The organism is Nonomuraea sp. bgisy101, assembly GCF_057708945.1.
Map to the genome: position 1 here is coordinate 138,524 of NZ_JBYITD010000018.1, position 15,354 is coordinate 153,877.

The following is a 15,354-nucleotide window of genomic DNA, read 5'->3' on the forward strand; positions in this document are numbered from 1 at the left end:
GGCCCGCCCGAACGACCCGCTGTGCCCGTGCGCCGCCGCTCCTCCTGGCATCTGCGGGCCAACGCGCTGGTGGTGGCCTGGCTGGCCCTGACGGTCGCCGCCGCCTTGATGGGGGAAGCGCTGCCGGCGCCGCGCTGGCTGCTGGTCCACGTCTTCCTGCTGGGGGCGGTGAGCACCGCCATCCTGATCTGGAGCGAGCACTTCACCATCGCGCTGCTGCGCGCCCGCACCCCGGAGCCGCGCTGGAGCCTGACCCGGCTGGGCCTGCTCAACGCCGCCACCGTGGCCGTGCTGTTCGGGGTGGCGGCCGGACCCTGGCCGGTGGCGGCGGGCGGAGCGGCCGTGGTCGTGGCGGTCGCGGTGTGGCACGCCGCCGCCATGGTCGGGATGGTACGGCGGGCGCTGCCTGGCCGGTTCGGCCACGTCATCGCCTGGTACGTGTGCGCGGCCGGCGCGCTGGCGGCCGGCGCCGCCCTGGGAGGGCTGCTGGTCTCCCCCGCCGGCGGCGGTCTCCTGCACGAGCGGCTGCACGCCGCGCACGCCCAGGTGAACCTGCTCGGTTGGGTCGGCCTGACCGTGCTCGGCACCCTGTTCACGCTCTGGCCGACGGTGCTGCGCACTCGCATGTCGGACCGGACCCGCAGCGCCTCCCTCGCCGGCCTGCGGCTGGCCGTACCCGGCCTGGTGCTGATGACCGGCGGCCTGCTGGCGGACCTACGCTGGGTCGCCGCGGCGGGACTGGCGGCGTACGCGGCCGGCGCGCTCGCGGCGCTGCTACCGCTGGCCGAGGCCCTGCGCCGACGCCGCCCGCACACCGGCGCGGCCTGGATGCTGGGGGCCGGCGTCGTCTGGTTCGAGATCACTCTCACAGCCGACGTGGTGATCGTCGCCACCCGGCCGACGAGCGCGGTGGCCCCCGCGCTGGAACCGCTGCTGCCGCTGGTGCTGGCCGGGTTCGTCGCCCAGGTGCTGCTGGGATCGCTGCTCCACCTGCTCCCCGCCGTGCTGGGCGGCGGACCGGCCCGTTTCAAGCAGAACATGGCACTGCTGGAACGCGGCTGGCCGGTCCGGCTGGCGGCGTTCAACCTCGGCGTGCCGCTGCTGGCGCTGCCGGTGCCGGAGCCGCTGAATCTGCTGGGCTGGGCGCTGGTACTGGCACCGGCCGCGGTGTTCGTCGTGCTGGCCGTGGCGGCGCTGCTCCGGACCTGGGCCGCCGAGCACCCGACGTCCCGGGCAGGCAGAGCGATCGCCTCGCCCGTGCTGGCCGGAGTGGCCGCCGGATGCCTGCTGACGGCCGCCGCGGTCGTCGTGGCGACGGCCGGCGGCTCCCAGGCGGGACAGACCGTCACCGCCACGGGCGCCAGAACGGTCGAGGTGACCCTGTCGGGCATGCGCGTGCGACCGGCCGTGATCGAGGCCCCGCCTGGCACCGTGCTGACGCTGCGCGTCACCAACACCGACGCCCAGCGGCACGACCTGCGGCTGGCCACCGGCGAGCGCACCCCGACGCTGGCGGCAGGGCAGCGCGCCACGCTGAGGCTCGCCCCGCTCGGTGGGACGGTCGACGGCTGGTGCACCGTGGCAGGGCACCGCGCCGCGGGCATGACGATGCGCATCGTCCCGGCCGGTGCCGTGGCCGGTTCAGACCATGGCACCGGCGTCGGGCACGGGGCACACGGCGCCACAGGGCAGTCGCCGACCGGCACCGGGCACAGCTCGGCGACCGGTGACGGCCGGCCCGGGCTGGACCTGGCCGCGCCGATGTCGCCGACGTGGAAGCCGTACGACGCGGCGCTGAGGCCCGCACCCGGCGGCAGCGAGCACGCCGTTGAGATCCGCGTCGACGACCGCGTGGTCGAGGTCGCGCCCGGGGTGCGGCAGCGGATGTGGACGTTCGGCGGGACCGTGCCAGGACCGGTACTGCGCGGCAGGGTCGGTGACGTGTTCACCGTCACGTTCGTCAACGGCGGCACCATGGGGCACGGCATCGACTTCCACGCCGGCGCCAACGCCCCCGACAAGGTGATGCGCACCATCGAGCCGGGGCAGCGCCTAACCTACCGGTTCCGGGCCGAGCACGCCGGGGCCTGGCTGTATCACTGCTCGACCATGCCGATGAGCCAGCACATCGCGAACGGCATGTACGGGGCGGTGGTCATCGACCCGCCCGACCTGGCACGTGTCGACCGCGAGTACCTGCTGGTCTCCGGAGAGCTGTACCTCGGTGAGCCGGGAACCGACGCCCAGGTCGTCAAACTGCGCGAGGGACGTCCCGACGGCTGGATGTTCAACGGCACCGCCGCCGGCTACGACCATGCCCCGCTGGCGGCCAAGGCCGGCGAGCGGGTGCGGATCTGGGCCGTGGCGGCCGGACCGAGCTCCGGTACGGCGCTGCACGTCGTCGGCACGCCGTTCGACACCGTCTACAAGGAGGGCGCCTACCTGCTGCGCGCCGGCGATCCGGGCGGGGCGCAGGTGCTGGACCTGGCGCCGGCGCAGGGCGGCTTCGCCGAGTTGGTCTTCCCCGAGCCGGGCAGCTACCCGGTTGTCGACCACACGATGCGCCACGCCGAGGCCGGCGCGCACGGCCTGTTCACGGTGGGCACGCGGTGACCTGGTGGACGGGGGTGCGTTTCCCCCACGTGCTGTCGGCGGCGCTGTGGGTCGGCGGGCAATTGACGGTGTCGCCGGTGGTGCTGCCGCCGGCCCGGTCCCGGCAGACTTCGGGCCTTTCGGAACCCGAGAGTGGGACCAAAGACCCTGACAGGTCCCTGATGTCGGCCGCAAGGATCGAGATGTCCCACTGGGCATCCGGCGCCGACACGGATCGGCGGGTAGTGCACCGGGTCGAACAGGCGCATGGTTTCCCGCGCGGATCAATGGTCACGAAAACGCCGATGGAGGGCATGTCCGGTTCGACATGTGAGATGAGGAGTCATGCGTATGGCGGGTATGGACGGTCCGGTCAGTGACGCCCTGCTGAAACTGGGCCGGCATCTGCGGTCCGGCTCCGTCTCTGACGATCTGAGGACCCTGCACCAGATCGGCGGCCGCCAAGGCGACGTTTTCTACCGCGACCGGTGGAGTCACGACAAGGTGGTGCGCTCCACCCACGGCGTCAACTGCACGGGCTCGTGCTCGTGGAAGGTGTACGTCAAGGACGGTGTGATCACCTGGGAGGCGCAGCAGACCGACTACCCGAGTGTGGGCGGCGACCGGCCGGAGTACGAGCCGCGCGGCTGCCCGCGCGGCGCCGCGTTCTCCTGGTACACCTACTCCCCCACCCGGGTGCGCTTCCCGTACGCCCGCGGCGTGCTGGTGGAGATGTACCGCGAGGCGAAGGGGCGGCTGGGCGACCCGGTCGCGGCCTGGGCGGAGATCACCACGGACCCGGGCAAGCGCCGCCGCTACCAGTCGGCGCGCGGCAAGGGCGGCTTGGTGCGCGTCACCTGGGACGAGGCATGCGAGATCATCGCCGCGGCGCACGTGCACACCATCAAGACCTACGGTCCCGACCGGGTGGCCGGCTTCTCGCCGATCCCGGCCATGTCGATGGCCTCGCACGCGGTGGGCGCCCGGTTCATCTCGCTGATCGGCGGGGCGATGCTGTCGTTCTACGACTGGTACGCCGACCTACCGGTGGCCTCCCCGCAGGTGTTCGGCGACCAGACCGATGTGCCGGAGTCGGCCGACTGGTGGGATGCCGCCTACCTGATGCTGTGGGGCTCGAACGTGCCGGTCACCCGCACGCCCGACGCCCATTACATGGCCGAGGCTCGCTACCGGGGCCAGAAGGTGGTCGTGCTCTCCCCTGACTTCAACGACGCCGCCAAGTTCGCCGACGAATGGCTGGCCCCGCACCCGGGCACTGACGGCGCGCTGGCCATGGCCATGGGACACGTGATCCTCAAGGAGTTCTTCGTCGACCGACCGACGGCGTACTTCACCGACTACGTCAAGCGCTTCACCGACCTGCCGTTCCTGGTGCGGCTGCGCGAGCGGGACGACGGCGGATACGTGCCGGACAAGTTCCTCACAGCGGCCGATCTCGGCCAGGACGGGCAGGAGGCGGCGTTCGCCACGGTGCTACTGGACGCGCGGACCGGCGAGCCAGTCGTGCCGAACGGCTCGCTCGGCTTCCGCTACTCCGAGCAAGGCCAGGGCCGCTGGAACCTCGACCTCGGCGACGTGGACCCACTGCTCACCGCCATGGGACAGGAGGCAGTGCCGGTCGCGCTGCCTCGCTTCGACGGCCACGGCGACGGCGTGCTGGAGCGCGGCGTGCCGGTGCGACAGGTCGGCGGTCACCTGGTCACCACGGTGTTCGACCTGATGCTCGCCCAGTACGGCGTGGCCCGCGGAGGGCTACCGGGCCGATGGCCGTCCGGCTACGGCGACGCGGCCGAGCCGTACACGCCCGCCTGGCAGGAGGCCATCACCTCCGTCCCGGCCGCCGCGGCGACCCGCATCGCGCGGGAGTTCGCCCGTAACGCCGAGGAGTCAGGCGGCCGATCCATGATCATCATGGGGGCGGGGACGAACCACTGGTTCCACTCCGACACGATCTACCGCTCGTTCCTCGCGTTGACCACGCTGACCGGCTGCCAGGGCGTCAACGGCGGCGGCTGGGCGCACTACGTCGGCCAGGAGAAGTGCCGGCCGATCACCGGCTGGGCTCAGCTCGGCTTCGGCCTGGACTGGTCGCGCCCGCCACGGCAGATGATCGGCACCGCCTACTGGTACCTGCACACCGACCAGTGGCGCTATGACACCTACTCGGCCGACGTCGTCTCCTCGCCGCTCGGCGACGGCGCGTTCGCAGGCAAGGCCACCGCCGATCTGCTGTCGCAGTCGGCGCGGCTGGGCTGGATGCCGTCGTACCCGACGTTCGACCGCAACCCGCTGGACCTGGCCGACGAGGCCGCGGCCGAGGGCCGGGAAGCCGGACCGTACATCGCCGAGCAGGTCGCCGCAGGCCGGCTCGGGTTCGCCTGCGAGGATCCCGACGCGCCGGCGAACTGGCCACGCGTGCTGACGGTGTGGCGGGCCAACCTGCTCGGCTCCTCAGCCAAAGGCAACGAGTACTTCCTGCGCCATCTGCTGGGCACCGACTCGGCCGTCCGCGCCGAGGAGGCTGCGCCCGGGCAGCGGCCGGAGAGCCTGGCCTGGCCGCAGGAGGCGCCCAGGGGCAAGCTCGACCTGCTGCTGTCGCTGGACTTCCGGATGACCTCCACCACGCTGTTCTCCGACATCGTGCTGCCGGCCGCCACGTGGTACGAGAAGCACGACCTGTCCTCCACCGACATGCACCCCTTCGTGCACGCCTTCACCCCGGCGATCGACCCGCCCTGGCAGACCCGCACCGACTTCGTCGCCTTCCACGCCATCGCTCGCGCCTTCAGCGACCTCGCGAAGACCCACCTGGGCACCCGCACGGACGTGGTGGCCGTGCCGCTGCTGCACGACACGCCCGACGAGCTGGCCACCCCGCACGGGCGGGTGCGTGACTGGCGCGCGACGGGCCAGGCACCCACGCCGGGCGGTGACTTCCCCAAACTCGTCACGGTGGAGCGCGACTACGGGGCGATCGCGGAGAAGATGGCCGCCCTCGGCCCGCTGCTGGAACAGCTCGGCGCCACCACCAAGGGGCTGACGTTCGACGTCTCCGGCGAGATCGAACGGCTGGGCCGGATGAACGGCATCGTCCGCGGCGGCGTCGCCGAGGGCCGTCCATCCCTGGTCCGCGACGTCGACATGTGCGAGGCCATCTTGGCCCTGTCGGGCACCACGAACGGGCACCTGGCCGCCCAGGGGTTCGCCACGCTGGCTCGCCGCACCGGGACGGCCTTCGACGGGCTGGCCGACGAGCACAAGCAGATCACCTTCGCCGACACACAGGCCCGCCCGGTCCCGGTGGTCACATCGCCGGAATGGTCGGGCAGCGAGAGCGGCGGGCGCCGCTATTCGGCGTTCACCATCAACGTCGAGCACCGCAAGCCCTGGCACACGCTCACCGGGCGCCAGCACTTCTACCTCGACCACGACTGGATCCACGAGGCAGGGGAGGCGCTGCCGGTCTACCGGCCGCCACTCAACATGACGGCGCTGTTCGGCGAGCCCGGCATCGGTGAGGGCGGCGAGCAGGGCATCACGGTGCGTTATCTCACCCCGCACTCCAAGTGGTCCATCCACTCCGAATACCAGGACAACCTCCTGATGCTGACCCTGTCACGGGGCGGGCCGACCATCTGGATGTCCCCGGCCGACGCGGCCAAGGCGAAGATCGGCGACAACGACTGGGTGGAGGCGGTCAACCGCAACGGCGTGGTGGTGGCCCGTGCGGTCGTCTCGCACCGGATGCCCGAAGGGACCGTGTACATGTACCACGCCCAGGAACGCGTCGTTGACGTGCCCAAAGCCGAGGCTTCCGGGCGGCGCGGCGGCATCCACAACTCGCTCACCCGGCTCCTGGTCAAACCCACCCACCTCATCGGTGGGTACGCCCAGCTGAGCTTCGCCTTCAACTACCTCGGGCCCACCGGCAACCAGCGCGACGAGGTCACCGTGATCCGCCGTCGCAGCCAGGAGGTGGATTACTGATGCGGATCATGGCGCAGCTGGCCATGGTGATGAACCTGGACAAGTGCATCGGCTGCCATACCTGCTCGGTCACCTGCAAGCAGGCCTGGACCAACCGGGCCGGAACCGAGTACGTCTGGTTCAACAACGTCGAGACCCGCCCCGGCCAGGGCTATCCGCGCACCTACCAGGACCAGGACAAGTGGAAGGGCGGCTGGGAGCTGAACCGGCGCGGCCGGCTGCGACTGAAGGCGGGCGGGCGGCTGCGCAAGCTGCTCACCATCTTCGCCAACCCGCTCATGCCCTCGATCCAGGACTACTACGAGCCCTGGACCTACGACTACGACCGGCTGTTCTCCGCGCCCGCCACCGAGGACACGCCCGTCGCCCGTCCGAAGTCGCTGATCAGCGGCGAGCCGACGAAGATCAGCTGGAGTGCGAACTGGGACGACAACCTGGCCGGCGCCCCGGAGCTGGCCCCGGCCGACCCGGTGCTGCGCAAGGTGTCGGACCAGGTGAAGCTGGAGTTCGAGCGGGCGTTCATGTTCTACCTGCCGCGCATCTGCGAACACTGCCTCAACCCTTCATGCGTGGCCTCCTGCCCGTCCGGCGCGATGTACAAGCGCTCCGAGGACGGAATCGTCCTGGTCGACCAGGACCGCTGCCGCGGCTGGCGGATGTGCGTGACCGGCTGCCCGTACAAGAAGGTCTACTTCAACCACCGCACCGGCAAGGCCGAGAAGTGCACCTTCTGCTACCCGCGGGTCGAGGTCGGCATCCCGACCGTCTGCTCGGAGACGTGCGTGGGCCGGCTGCGCTACATCGGGCTGATCCTCTACGACGCCGACCGCGTCGCCGAGGCCGCCTCCGTCCCGGACGAGAAGGACCTGTACGAGGCGCACAAGAGCGTGCTGCTGGACCCGCACGACCCCGAGGTGATCGCCGCCGCCCGCGCCGCCGGCATCCCCGAGGACTGGCTGGAGGCGGCACGCGACTCCCCCATCCACAAGCTGATCTTCGAGTACGGCGTGGCCCTGCCGCTGCATCCGGAGTACCGCACGATGCCGATGGTCTGGTACATCCCGCCGCTGTCGCCCGTGGTGGACGTGCTCGCCGGTACCGGCCACGACGGCGAGGACGCCGCGAACCTGTTCGGCGCGATCGACGCCCTGCGGATCCCGATCGGCTACCTGGCCGAACTGTTCACCGCCGGCGATGCCGAGCCGGTGCGGGCTGTGCTGCGCCGTCTGGCCGCGATGCGCTCCTACATGCGCCGCCTCAACCTCGGCCAGGACGCCGACGAGTCGATCGCCGCCGCCGTGGGGATGAGCGGCAGGCAGGTCGAGGGCATGCACCGGCTGCTCGCCCTTGCCCCCTACGGCGAGCGGTACGTCATCCCCAAGGCGCACGCCGAGCAGGGCGCGGAGCTGGAGGAACTGGCCACCGGCTGCAGCCTCGACTACGAGGGCGGCCCGGGCATGGGCGGCCCGTTCGGCGAGGCGTCCGGCATGCCCGCTCCGGTGGCGGTGGAGAACTTCCACGCGCTGCGAGAACGGCAGTCCGGTGAGGACCTGAGCGACGCCGGCGAGCTGCGCGGCCGGATCAACCTCCTCAACTGGGATGGCAAGGGCACCCCCGACGGACTGTTCCCGAAGAGGAACGGGGGTCCTTCCTCCGACCACGGAACGAAGGGGCGATCATGAAGGCTCTGGACGAGGGCCGGCTGCGCACCGCCCACATGATCGCGTCGGTGCTGCTCGGCTACCCCGACGACCGGTTGTACGGCTCCCGGCAGGTGTTGACCGAGGCGGTGGCCGCGCTCCCCGCCGGAGAGGTCCGCGACCGGCTGACCGCCTTCCTCGACCACGCCGCCGTGACCGCCCAGGCCGACCTGGCCGCCCACTACGTGGCGACCTTCGACCTCAAGCGGCGCTGCTGCCCCTACCTGACGTACTACGCCTACGGCGACACCCGCAAGCGCGGCGGGGCGCTGCTGCGCTTCAAGCACGCACTGCGTGCAGCAGGTTTCGAGCTTGCCGACGGCGAGCTGCCCGACCATGTGGCGGTGGTGTGCGAGCTGTCGGCCCGCGGCGCCGTGCGGGAGGCCCGGCGCCTGCTGCAGGAACACCGGTCCGGCCTGGAGCTGCTGCGCACGGCGCTGGAGGACGAGCGCTCGCCGTACGCCGACGTGGTGGCCGCCGTTGCGGCCACGCTGCCCCCGGCCGGGCGGCGCGAGAAGGAAGCCGCACTGCGCCTGGCGGCCGAAGGACCGCCGGTCGAAGAGGTCGGACTGGAACCCTACGCCGTCATGGAGGCATCCCGGTGAACGCCATCGACATTCTGCTGTGGGTGGTGGCACCGTACGTGGCGCTCACCGTGTTCGTGCTCGGGCACATCTGGCGCTACCGCTACGACAAGTTCGGCTGGACCACCCGCTCCTCGCAGATGTACGAGTCGCGGCTGCTGCGCATCGGCAGCCCGCTGTTCCACTTCGGCATCCTGGTCGTGCTGCTCGGCCACATCGGCGGCCTTGTGATCCCCAAGAGCTGGACCGAGGCTGCGGGCGTGAGCGAGCACACCTACCACATCGCCGCTGTCGTGCTGGGCACCATCGCCGGCATCGCCACCCTCGGCGGCCTGGCGATCCTCATCTACCGCCGCCGCACCGTCGGCCCGGTGTTCACCGCCACCACCCGCAACGACAAGCTCATGTACGCCGTCCTCGCCCTGGTCATCGTGCTCGGCCTGGCCGCCACCGTCGCCGCCAACATCATCGGCGGCGGGTACGACTACCGCACCACCATCTCGCCCTGGTTCCGCTCGATCTTCTACCTCCAGCCCGACCCCGAGCTGATGGCCGGGGCGCCGCCACTGTTCCAGCTGCACGCGCTCAGCGCCCTGCTGCTGTTCGCCCTCTGGCCCTTCACCCGGCTGGTGCACATGCTCACCGCCCCGATCGGCTACCTGACCCGGCCCTACATCGTCTACCGCAGCCGAGACCAGCACCCCAGAACCCGGCCGATCCGACGAGGCTGGGAACCCACCAGCCGTCCATGAACCCCGTCCATGAACCAAGGTCGTGAGGGCATCGCCTGCGCACGGCCTGCTACTTGCTCCTCTTCCAGGTGCTCACCGAACGCGAGGAGAAGAACAGCGTGGCCATCGTCTCCAACGAGTCCTTCTCTGGCTGGACCCGCACCTTCACCGACCCACGTCTCTGCGCCGCGATCGTCGACCGCCTCACCTTCGCCGGCAACCTCCTCGAAACCGGCACCGACTCCTACCGCCTGGCCCAGACCCGTGCCCGAGCAGAACAGACAGGCTGACCCGAGCTCGGTCCGTCCCGATCGCGGATTCCCCTCCCCGTCACAACCGCGCGATCATGCAGCCAGGGAGGGGCCTGCAACAGCCTCGAAATCAGGACGTGTGCGGCCGATGAGCTCGAATGGCTAGGACCCAGGGGACGGGTTCGGTTCTGGGCTCGGTCACGCGGCTAATGGCCAGGCCGGCTTCGAGGAAAGCATTCAACAGGTCGGGCAGAGTCTGGTGGCGCATGCCGACGCGGCGCCTGATGTTGTTGCCCCACCACGGTGCGTCGTGGTGCCAGCCCGTCGCCCGATAGACCGGATGGACGATGCGGGCGCCGTCCTCGCGGGTCTGGGTGTGGGGGCCGTTGAAGCACGGATGGACGCCGTAGTAGGCCAGCAGGCCCCCGGGGGTCAGCACTCGCGCTGCTTCCTTCACGACAGCGGCGAAGTCGTCGACGTCGCTGGAGACCCACAGCGCCGTGACGGCCGAAAAGACCCCATCGCCGAACGGCAGCGCGGCGGCGTCTGCCCTGACCAGCAGGTCGGCATCTCTACCTCGAGCGATCCGTAGCTGATCAGCGGAGTAGTCCAAGCCGACGACCTTACGGCCCGTCGACCGGATCGTCTCGAAATACTGGCCACCGCCACAGCCCAGGTCCAGGCAGAGACCATCACCAGGACCCATGAGCTCGCGGATCGCGTCCTGGTTCGCTGCCGCCGCGGGCGCGTTGTACTCCTCGTACCAGTCAGCCAGCCCGTCATACCGTGCGAAGGATGCCACTCCCAAGTGAACCTCCAAGAGGGCGTACAGGGCCTGGCTTGGCTCATCACCCAACAGTCACCGATCCCAGGCGGCAGGCCAAGAACGTTCGCTGAGGACGGACACCAGGCAGAGAGCAACGCGGACAATCGACGGGCGCTGAAGAACTCACACGCAGAGTGACCGACCAGATAATCTCCCGCACTCCAGCGTGGCTCTCAGTCTCATCGACATCTCAGCCGAGATGATCACTTGATGGCTCTCGAACTCGCTTACATCTGGCTCTGGGCTCCACCGGCATAGCCGACCTACGTTGAGCACCGAGACAAGCACGACGGCCGCTCCAGGTCCGACCCGGAGCGGCCGTTCCTTCGCCGTGCGGCTCGCACCTCCCGTGGACTCCGGTTCTCACCCGGTGAATTCGGCTACCCACGTCTCGCGCAAGGTGCGCTCGTCGGGCGGCTGGTCCCCATAGTCGTCGGCCACCATCACGATCCGAAAGCCCGCCGCCTCCAGAGCGGCGCGCACTTCGTCGTGAGCGAACCAGCGTTGGGTGTGCTGCTCACAGACACGCCGGTAGAGACCGTTCTCCGGAACGAACAGCGAGATGAGATAGTCGCAGCGCCCGGTCTCGGGGTCGTGGCGAGTGCGCCAGACGTAGGCGAGATCCTCTCGGTCGTCGCCGGTTCCCGTGGCTGTCGCCAGCGCGTACCGGGTGGTGAGGTCGAAGACGAACACCCCGCCGGGGCGCAGCCCTTCCGCCACCATTTGTACTGCAGCCTCGAACTGGCCCTCCTCGAGGAGGTAGTTGAGGCTGTCTGCGCAGCACATCACCCCGTCGAAGGAGTCAGCGCGAATCGCTCCCGGTGCCGGGAGGACGGCGTGTATCAGCTCGGTGCCGGGCAAGGTCCGCTCGTGGGCGACGGCCAGCATGGCAGGCGACCCATCCAGGCCGGTCATGCGGTAGCCGTACCCGGACAGCATCCGGGTCATCGTGCCGGTGCCGCAGCACAGGTCCAGCACGTCGCGCACCGGGATGCGGGCCTCCGTGAAGCGTGCATGCGCGAAGTCGCGCCAGCACTCGTACGGCGTGCCGGACATCCAGCGGTCGTAGAACAGTGCCATCGACTCGTACGGCTGAGCGGCTTCCATCAGCGCGGTCGCGAGGCGTAGGGGAGCAGGGCCATCTCGCGGGCGTTCTTGATGGCCTTGGCGAGCTGTCGCTGCTGCTGGACGGTGACTCCGGTGACGCGGCGGTTGCGGATCTTGCCGCGGTCGGAGATGAATCTGCGCAGCAGGTCGGTGTCCTTGTAGTCGATATGGTTCACGCCGAGCAGCGGGTTGGTCTTCTTGCGGGGCGGGCGGCGGGTTTTCACGCGGGAGTCTCCTTGAGGTCGAGCACGAAGGCGAAGGGATCCTGGTAACCGGCCCAGACGTCGGAGCCGGCCAGCGCCTCCTGTTCGGTGAGGAGGCAGGAGTCCAGGAGTGACAGGATGCGGTCCCGGTCGAGGTCGGGGCCGGTGAAGACGAGGTGCTGGACGCGGTCGCCGAGGATGTCGTTCCAGTCCAGGGCGGCGGCCATCCGCCGGGCTGGGCTCTCCAGTTCCCACGCCGCCTCCGGCAGGGTGACCAGCCACGGCCCGGCGTCCTCGACGGAGACGATGCCTGCCACGGCGTCCCAGGCGAGCAGCCGCTCGTGCCGGTTGGCCAGCCAGAACCTGCCGCGGCTGCGGACGGTCTCGGTGACCAGCTCGTCGACGGCGTCGAAGAACCGCCGCGGGTGCAGGGGGCGTAGCCGGTGCCAGACGACGGTGGAGATCTCCCCGGTCTGGGCGTCACACGGCAGCTGGGCGGTCGCGGGGTCGACGCGGGCGGCGAGCGTCTCCACGTCGACTCCCGCGCCGGTGACCGACGGCAGTGCCAGGCCGAGCACGTCGGCGGGCGTGGTGGGGGTGAGGTGGCCGAGCACGGTGAGCGCGAGCTCGACGTCCTCCTCACCCGAGCCGGACACGACGACGCCGGTGGCGTACTCGATCTGCCGGGCGAGCACCTCGGCCAGGTACCGCTCGTCTCCCGCGGCGGCGGGCTTGCCGCGGTCGGCCAGATGCTCGTCGCAGCAGAGGTCCTCGGTCAGGCCGGCGGCGTCCACTGCGGTCAGCACTCCGGTCAGGCGCAGGACGTTCACCGTGTCCTCGTGCCAGGCGAGGGCTTCGGCGACGGCTCGCGGCTCCACCGAGTCCCACAGGTCCGCGATCAGTAGCGACGCCGAGCTGGTGCGGGAGAGCAGTTGGGGGATCAGGTCCTCGCGCACGGTGCACGTGACGCAGCCGTGCGCGAGCCGTACCTCCTGCAGGTCCAGCACCCCCGTCGCGTCGCGCACGACGCGCCGCACGCGCCCGGTGGTCACCTCCTCCAGGTCGTGGTGGATCGCCACCGAGCCTGGATGCTCGGCGAGCAGGCGATCCACCAGGGCCGACCGCGCCGCGGCATACAGCCCTGCGACGATGACGACGGGGACGGACATGAAAACTCCTTTGCTGACGGATCGGTCAGGGCGTGATGAGGCCGCGCTCGTAGGCGCGGACGAGCCTGCGCGGCACCAGCAGTTCACGCCCGGCGACGGTGATCGGGACGAGCTCGGGGGCGGTGGCCTTCCACTGGGAGCGGCGGTGGCGGGTGTTGCTCCGGGAGGTCCTGCGTTTGGGGACTGCCATGTGTTTGCTCCTACCAGCTGGACTTGGTGACGCCGGGGAGCTCTCCCCGGTGGGCCATCTCGCGGAACCGGATCCGGGAGAGCCCGAACGTGCGCAGGTGGCCGCGCGGACGTCCGTCGACGGAGTCGCGGTTGCGTACGCGGGTGGCGCTGGCGTCGCGCGGCTGGCGGCTCAGCTCCCGCACGGCCCGCGCCCTCTCCTCGGCAGAGCCGGTGCGGATGATCTCCTTGAGCACGGCCCGTCGCTCCGCATAGCGGGTGACGGTGGCCTTGCGCCGCTCGTTGGCCGCGATCTTGCTCTTCTTGGCCATCAGATCCGCTCTCCCCTGGCACGGATGCGGGCCACGGCCCGCTCGATGCCGATCTTGTCGACCGTTTTGACGGCTCTGGCGCTCAGCGTCAGCCGTACGTAGCGGCCTTCGCTGGGCAGCCAATAGCGCCGGCGCTGAATGTTGGGGTTCCACCGGCGGCGGGTGCGCCGATGGGAGTGGGAGACGTTGTTGCCGAACACCGGCTTGGTGCCGGTGAGCTGGCAGTGGGTAGACATGAGCTCTCGTTCCTGGAAGTGGGGTCAGGCCTTGCCGTAGCGCTGGTTGAACCGCTCGACCCGGCCTGCGGTGTCGAGCACCCGGCTCCGGCCTGTGTAGAAGGGGTGGCTGGCCGAGGAGACGTCGACGTCGACGAGGGGGTAGGTGTTGCCGTCCACCCACCTGATCGTCTTGTCGCTCGTGACGGTGGATCGCGTCAGGAAGGCGAAATCCGCGCTCGGGTCGCGGAACACCACGGGGTGGTAATCGGGGTGGATGTCCTTCTTCATCGAGCTATCGGTCCTCTCGGAACGGCACGTGCCGGCGGATGATCGGGTCATATTTGCGCAGGGTGAGCCGGTCGGGGTCGTTGCGCCGGTTCTTACGGGTCACGTAGGTGTAGCCGGTGCCGGCCGTGGATCGCAGCTTGATCACCGGCCGTACGTCGTTTCTGGCCAACCGTCTTCACTCCCTCGTCGTGGATGGGTTGAGCCATGATAGCGATAACCGTTTTCATTTGCGAGAGGAGAGCCGGTGACAGCCCGCCTATCCGCCGCAGGCCTTCCCGCGACGCTGCTCGAACTCTGCCTGTCGAGAACTCCGTCCATGCAGTTCAAGCGGCATGTAGGTATTCGTGGAGAACTCCGCCGAGCCGGTCTCGTCGGCGACGTCGAGGTTGGCCAGCCTGGCTGGATCGGTGACGGGATCCGGGACGGCGCATAGTGGAGCAAGGCATGTGGACGCCTGTGAGCACCAGGTGGAAATCGGCGTCGGTGAGGATCTGCTGCATGAGGCACCATCGCTCACCCGAGCGCCTCCTGAGTCGTTCAGGCGATCAGGAATCTCGTGATGGACCTGGAGGACGTCGGCTGCCGGGCGCTATCCGATCTGAGATCGGGCCGGGAAGTTCCCGGCCCTCGTTTCAGGCGGTCAGGGCGGGTTCGAGCCGGGCCAGGCGGCTGGTGCGTTTCCGGTTCAGAGGGCGGCCGTTCCACCAGGCGTCCAGGCGGATCAGGTCGACGGCGACGGCGGAGACGATGTGTTCGAGGTGGACTTTCTCGATGCCGCGGTAGCCGGCGCGGCACAGGCCGGTGACCGTGACGGCTTGGTGGATGGTCGCTTCGATGACCTGTCGGCGGTCCCAGTCGATGGTGACGGCGGTGCGGTCGTAGCCGTTGCGGGTGCGGGCTTGGACGGAGTTGTCGGTCCGCAACGGGGTGATCAGGTTGATCTGGTGCTGCTCGCGGGCGGCGACGATGAGCTCGGCTGAGGAGTAGCCGGCATCCAGGTAGTGCTCGACGGGTAGCAGGTCGCGCCGGGCCAGGTGCTGGTGGATGGTGGCGGTCATCGCCGTGTCGGGCACGGGGGCGTCGGTGGTGGCCATGTTCGTGATCAGGTTCGGCGGCCTCGTGCCGCGGTCGGTGGCTGCGCCGTCGGCGAGGATGTCTTGGGTGTCGGCTGCGGGGT

Annotated in this window: 15 protein-coding genes and 1 pseudogene; 6 read left to right on the plus strand and 10 right to left on the minus strand. The window is 70.0% G+C overall.

Annotation, left to right across the window (positions count from 1 at the left end):
* Positions 1-1,038 precede the first annotated feature (1,038 nt).
* From AC3EO4_RS30890 to AC3EO4_RS30915, 6 genes and pseudogenes are all read left to right on the plus strand, one after another.
* Positions 1,039-2,613 (plus strand): multicopper oxidase domain-containing protein, encoded by a 1,575-nt coding sequence (locus tag AC3EO4_RS30890; RefSeq protein ID WP_488186363.1) that lies wholly within the window; start codon positions 1,039-1,041, stop codon positions 2,611-2,613.
* Between the two features lie 324 nt (positions 2,614-2,937).
* Positions 2,938-6,600 (plus strand): nitrate reductase subunit alpha, encoded by a 3,663-nt coding sequence (locus AC3EO4_RS30895; RefSeq protein WP_431898857.1) that lies wholly within the window; start codon positions 2,938-2,940, stop codon positions 6,598-6,600.
* Positions 6,600-8,282 (plus strand): nitrate reductase subunit beta, encoded by a 1,683-nt coding sequence (narH, locus tag AC3EO4_RS30900; RefSeq protein ID WP_431898858.1) that lies wholly within the window; start codon positions 6,600-6,602, stop codon positions 8,280-8,282. Before AC3EO4_RS30895 ends, narH begins: the two co-directional genes overlap by 1 nt.
* A complete protein-coding gene (narJ, locus tag AC3EO4_RS30905; RefSeq protein WP_379577112.1) occupies positions 8,279-8,905 on the plus strand; it encodes a nitrate reductase molybdenum cofactor assembly chaperone in 627 nt (208 codons plus the stop codon). Before narH ends, narJ begins: the two co-directional genes overlap by 4 nt.
* Complete coding sequence (gene narI / locus AC3EO4_RS30910; protein WP_431898859.1) at positions 8,902-9,636, plus strand: respiratory nitrate reductase subunit gamma; 735 nt, start codon at positions 8,902-8,904, stop codon at positions 9,634-9,636. The genes narJ and narI overlap by 4 nt, the downstream gene beginning before the upstream one ends.
* Before the next feature lie 56 nt (positions 9,637-9,692).
* Positions 9,693-9,905 (plus strand): annotated as a pseudogene (locus AC3EO4_RS30915) (ATP-binding protein); the annotation flags it as partial.
* Between the two features lie 91 nt (positions 9,906-9,996).
* On the opposite strand, the gene AC3EO4_RS30920 reads toward AC3EO4_RS30915, so the two are convergent.
* The 10 genes from AC3EO4_RS30920 to AC3EO4_RS30965 form a co-directional block, all read right to left on the minus strand.
* On the minus strand, positions 9,997-10,668 hold the full coding sequence (locus AC3EO4_RS30920; protein ID WP_379577108.1) for a class I SAM-dependent methyltransferase: 672 nt from the start codon (positions 10,666-10,668) through the stop codon (positions 9,997-9,999).
* 387 nt (positions 10,669-11,055) lie between these two features.
* Positions 11,056-11,772, minus strand: coding sequence for a class I SAM-dependent DNA methyltransferase (locus tag AC3EO4_RS30925; RefSeq protein ID WP_431898860.1), 717 nt, complete (start codon positions 11,770-11,772; stop codon positions 11,056-11,058).
* Positions 11,773-11,798: 26 nt separating this feature from the next.
* The gene (rpsR, locus tag AC3EO4_RS30930; protein WP_379577104.1) at positions 11,799-12,023 is read right to left on the minus strand and encodes a 30S ribosomal protein S18; all 225 of its coding nucleotides are present in this window, start codon (positions 12,021-12,023) and stop codon (positions 11,799-11,801) included.
* Complete coding sequence (locus AC3EO4_RS30935; protein ID WP_379577102.1) at positions 12,020-13,171, minus strand: CobW family GTP-binding protein; 1,152 nt, start codon at positions 13,169-13,171, stop codon at positions 12,020-12,022. The genes rpsR and AC3EO4_RS30935 overlap by 4 nt, the downstream gene beginning before the upstream one ends.
* A gap of 25 nt (positions 13,172-13,196) precedes the next feature.
* On the minus strand, positions 13,197-13,361 hold the full coding sequence (rpmF, locus tag AC3EO4_RS30940) for a 50S ribosomal protein L32 (protein ID WP_379577100.1): 165 nt from the start codon (positions 13,359-13,361) through the stop codon (positions 13,197-13,199).
* Positions 13,362-13,371: 10 nt separating this feature from the next.
* Positions 13,372-13,671, minus strand: a complete 300-nt coding sequence (gene rpsN / locus AC3EO4_RS30945; protein ID WP_379577098.1) for a 30S ribosomal protein S14 — start codon at positions 13,669-13,671, stop codon at positions 13,372-13,374.
* A complete protein-coding gene (gene rpmB / locus AC3EO4_RS30950; protein ID WP_379577096.1) occupies positions 13,671-13,907 on the minus strand; it encodes a 50S ribosomal protein L28 in 237 nt (78 codons plus the stop codon). Before rpmB ends, rpsN begins: the two co-directional genes overlap by 1 nt.
* Positions 13,908-13,931: 24 nt before the next feature.
* Complete coding sequence (locus AC3EO4_RS30955) at positions 13,932-14,177, minus strand: type B 50S ribosomal protein L31 (RefSeq protein ID WP_431898861.1); 246 nt, start codon at positions 14,175-14,177, stop codon at positions 13,932-13,934.
* Between the two features lie 4 nt (positions 14,178-14,181).
* Positions 14,182-14,346, minus strand: coding sequence for a 50S ribosomal protein L33 (gene rpmG / locus AC3EO4_RS30960; RefSeq protein WP_379577092.1), 165 nt, complete (start codon positions 14,344-14,346; stop codon positions 14,182-14,184).
* A gap of 463 nt (positions 14,347-14,809) precedes the next feature.
* Positions 14,810-15,271, minus strand: a complete 462-nt coding sequence (locus AC3EO4_RS30965; protein WP_431898862.1) for a transposase — start codon at positions 15,269-15,271, stop codon at positions 14,810-14,812.
* Between the last annotated feature and the right edge of the window lie 83 nt (positions 15,272-15,354).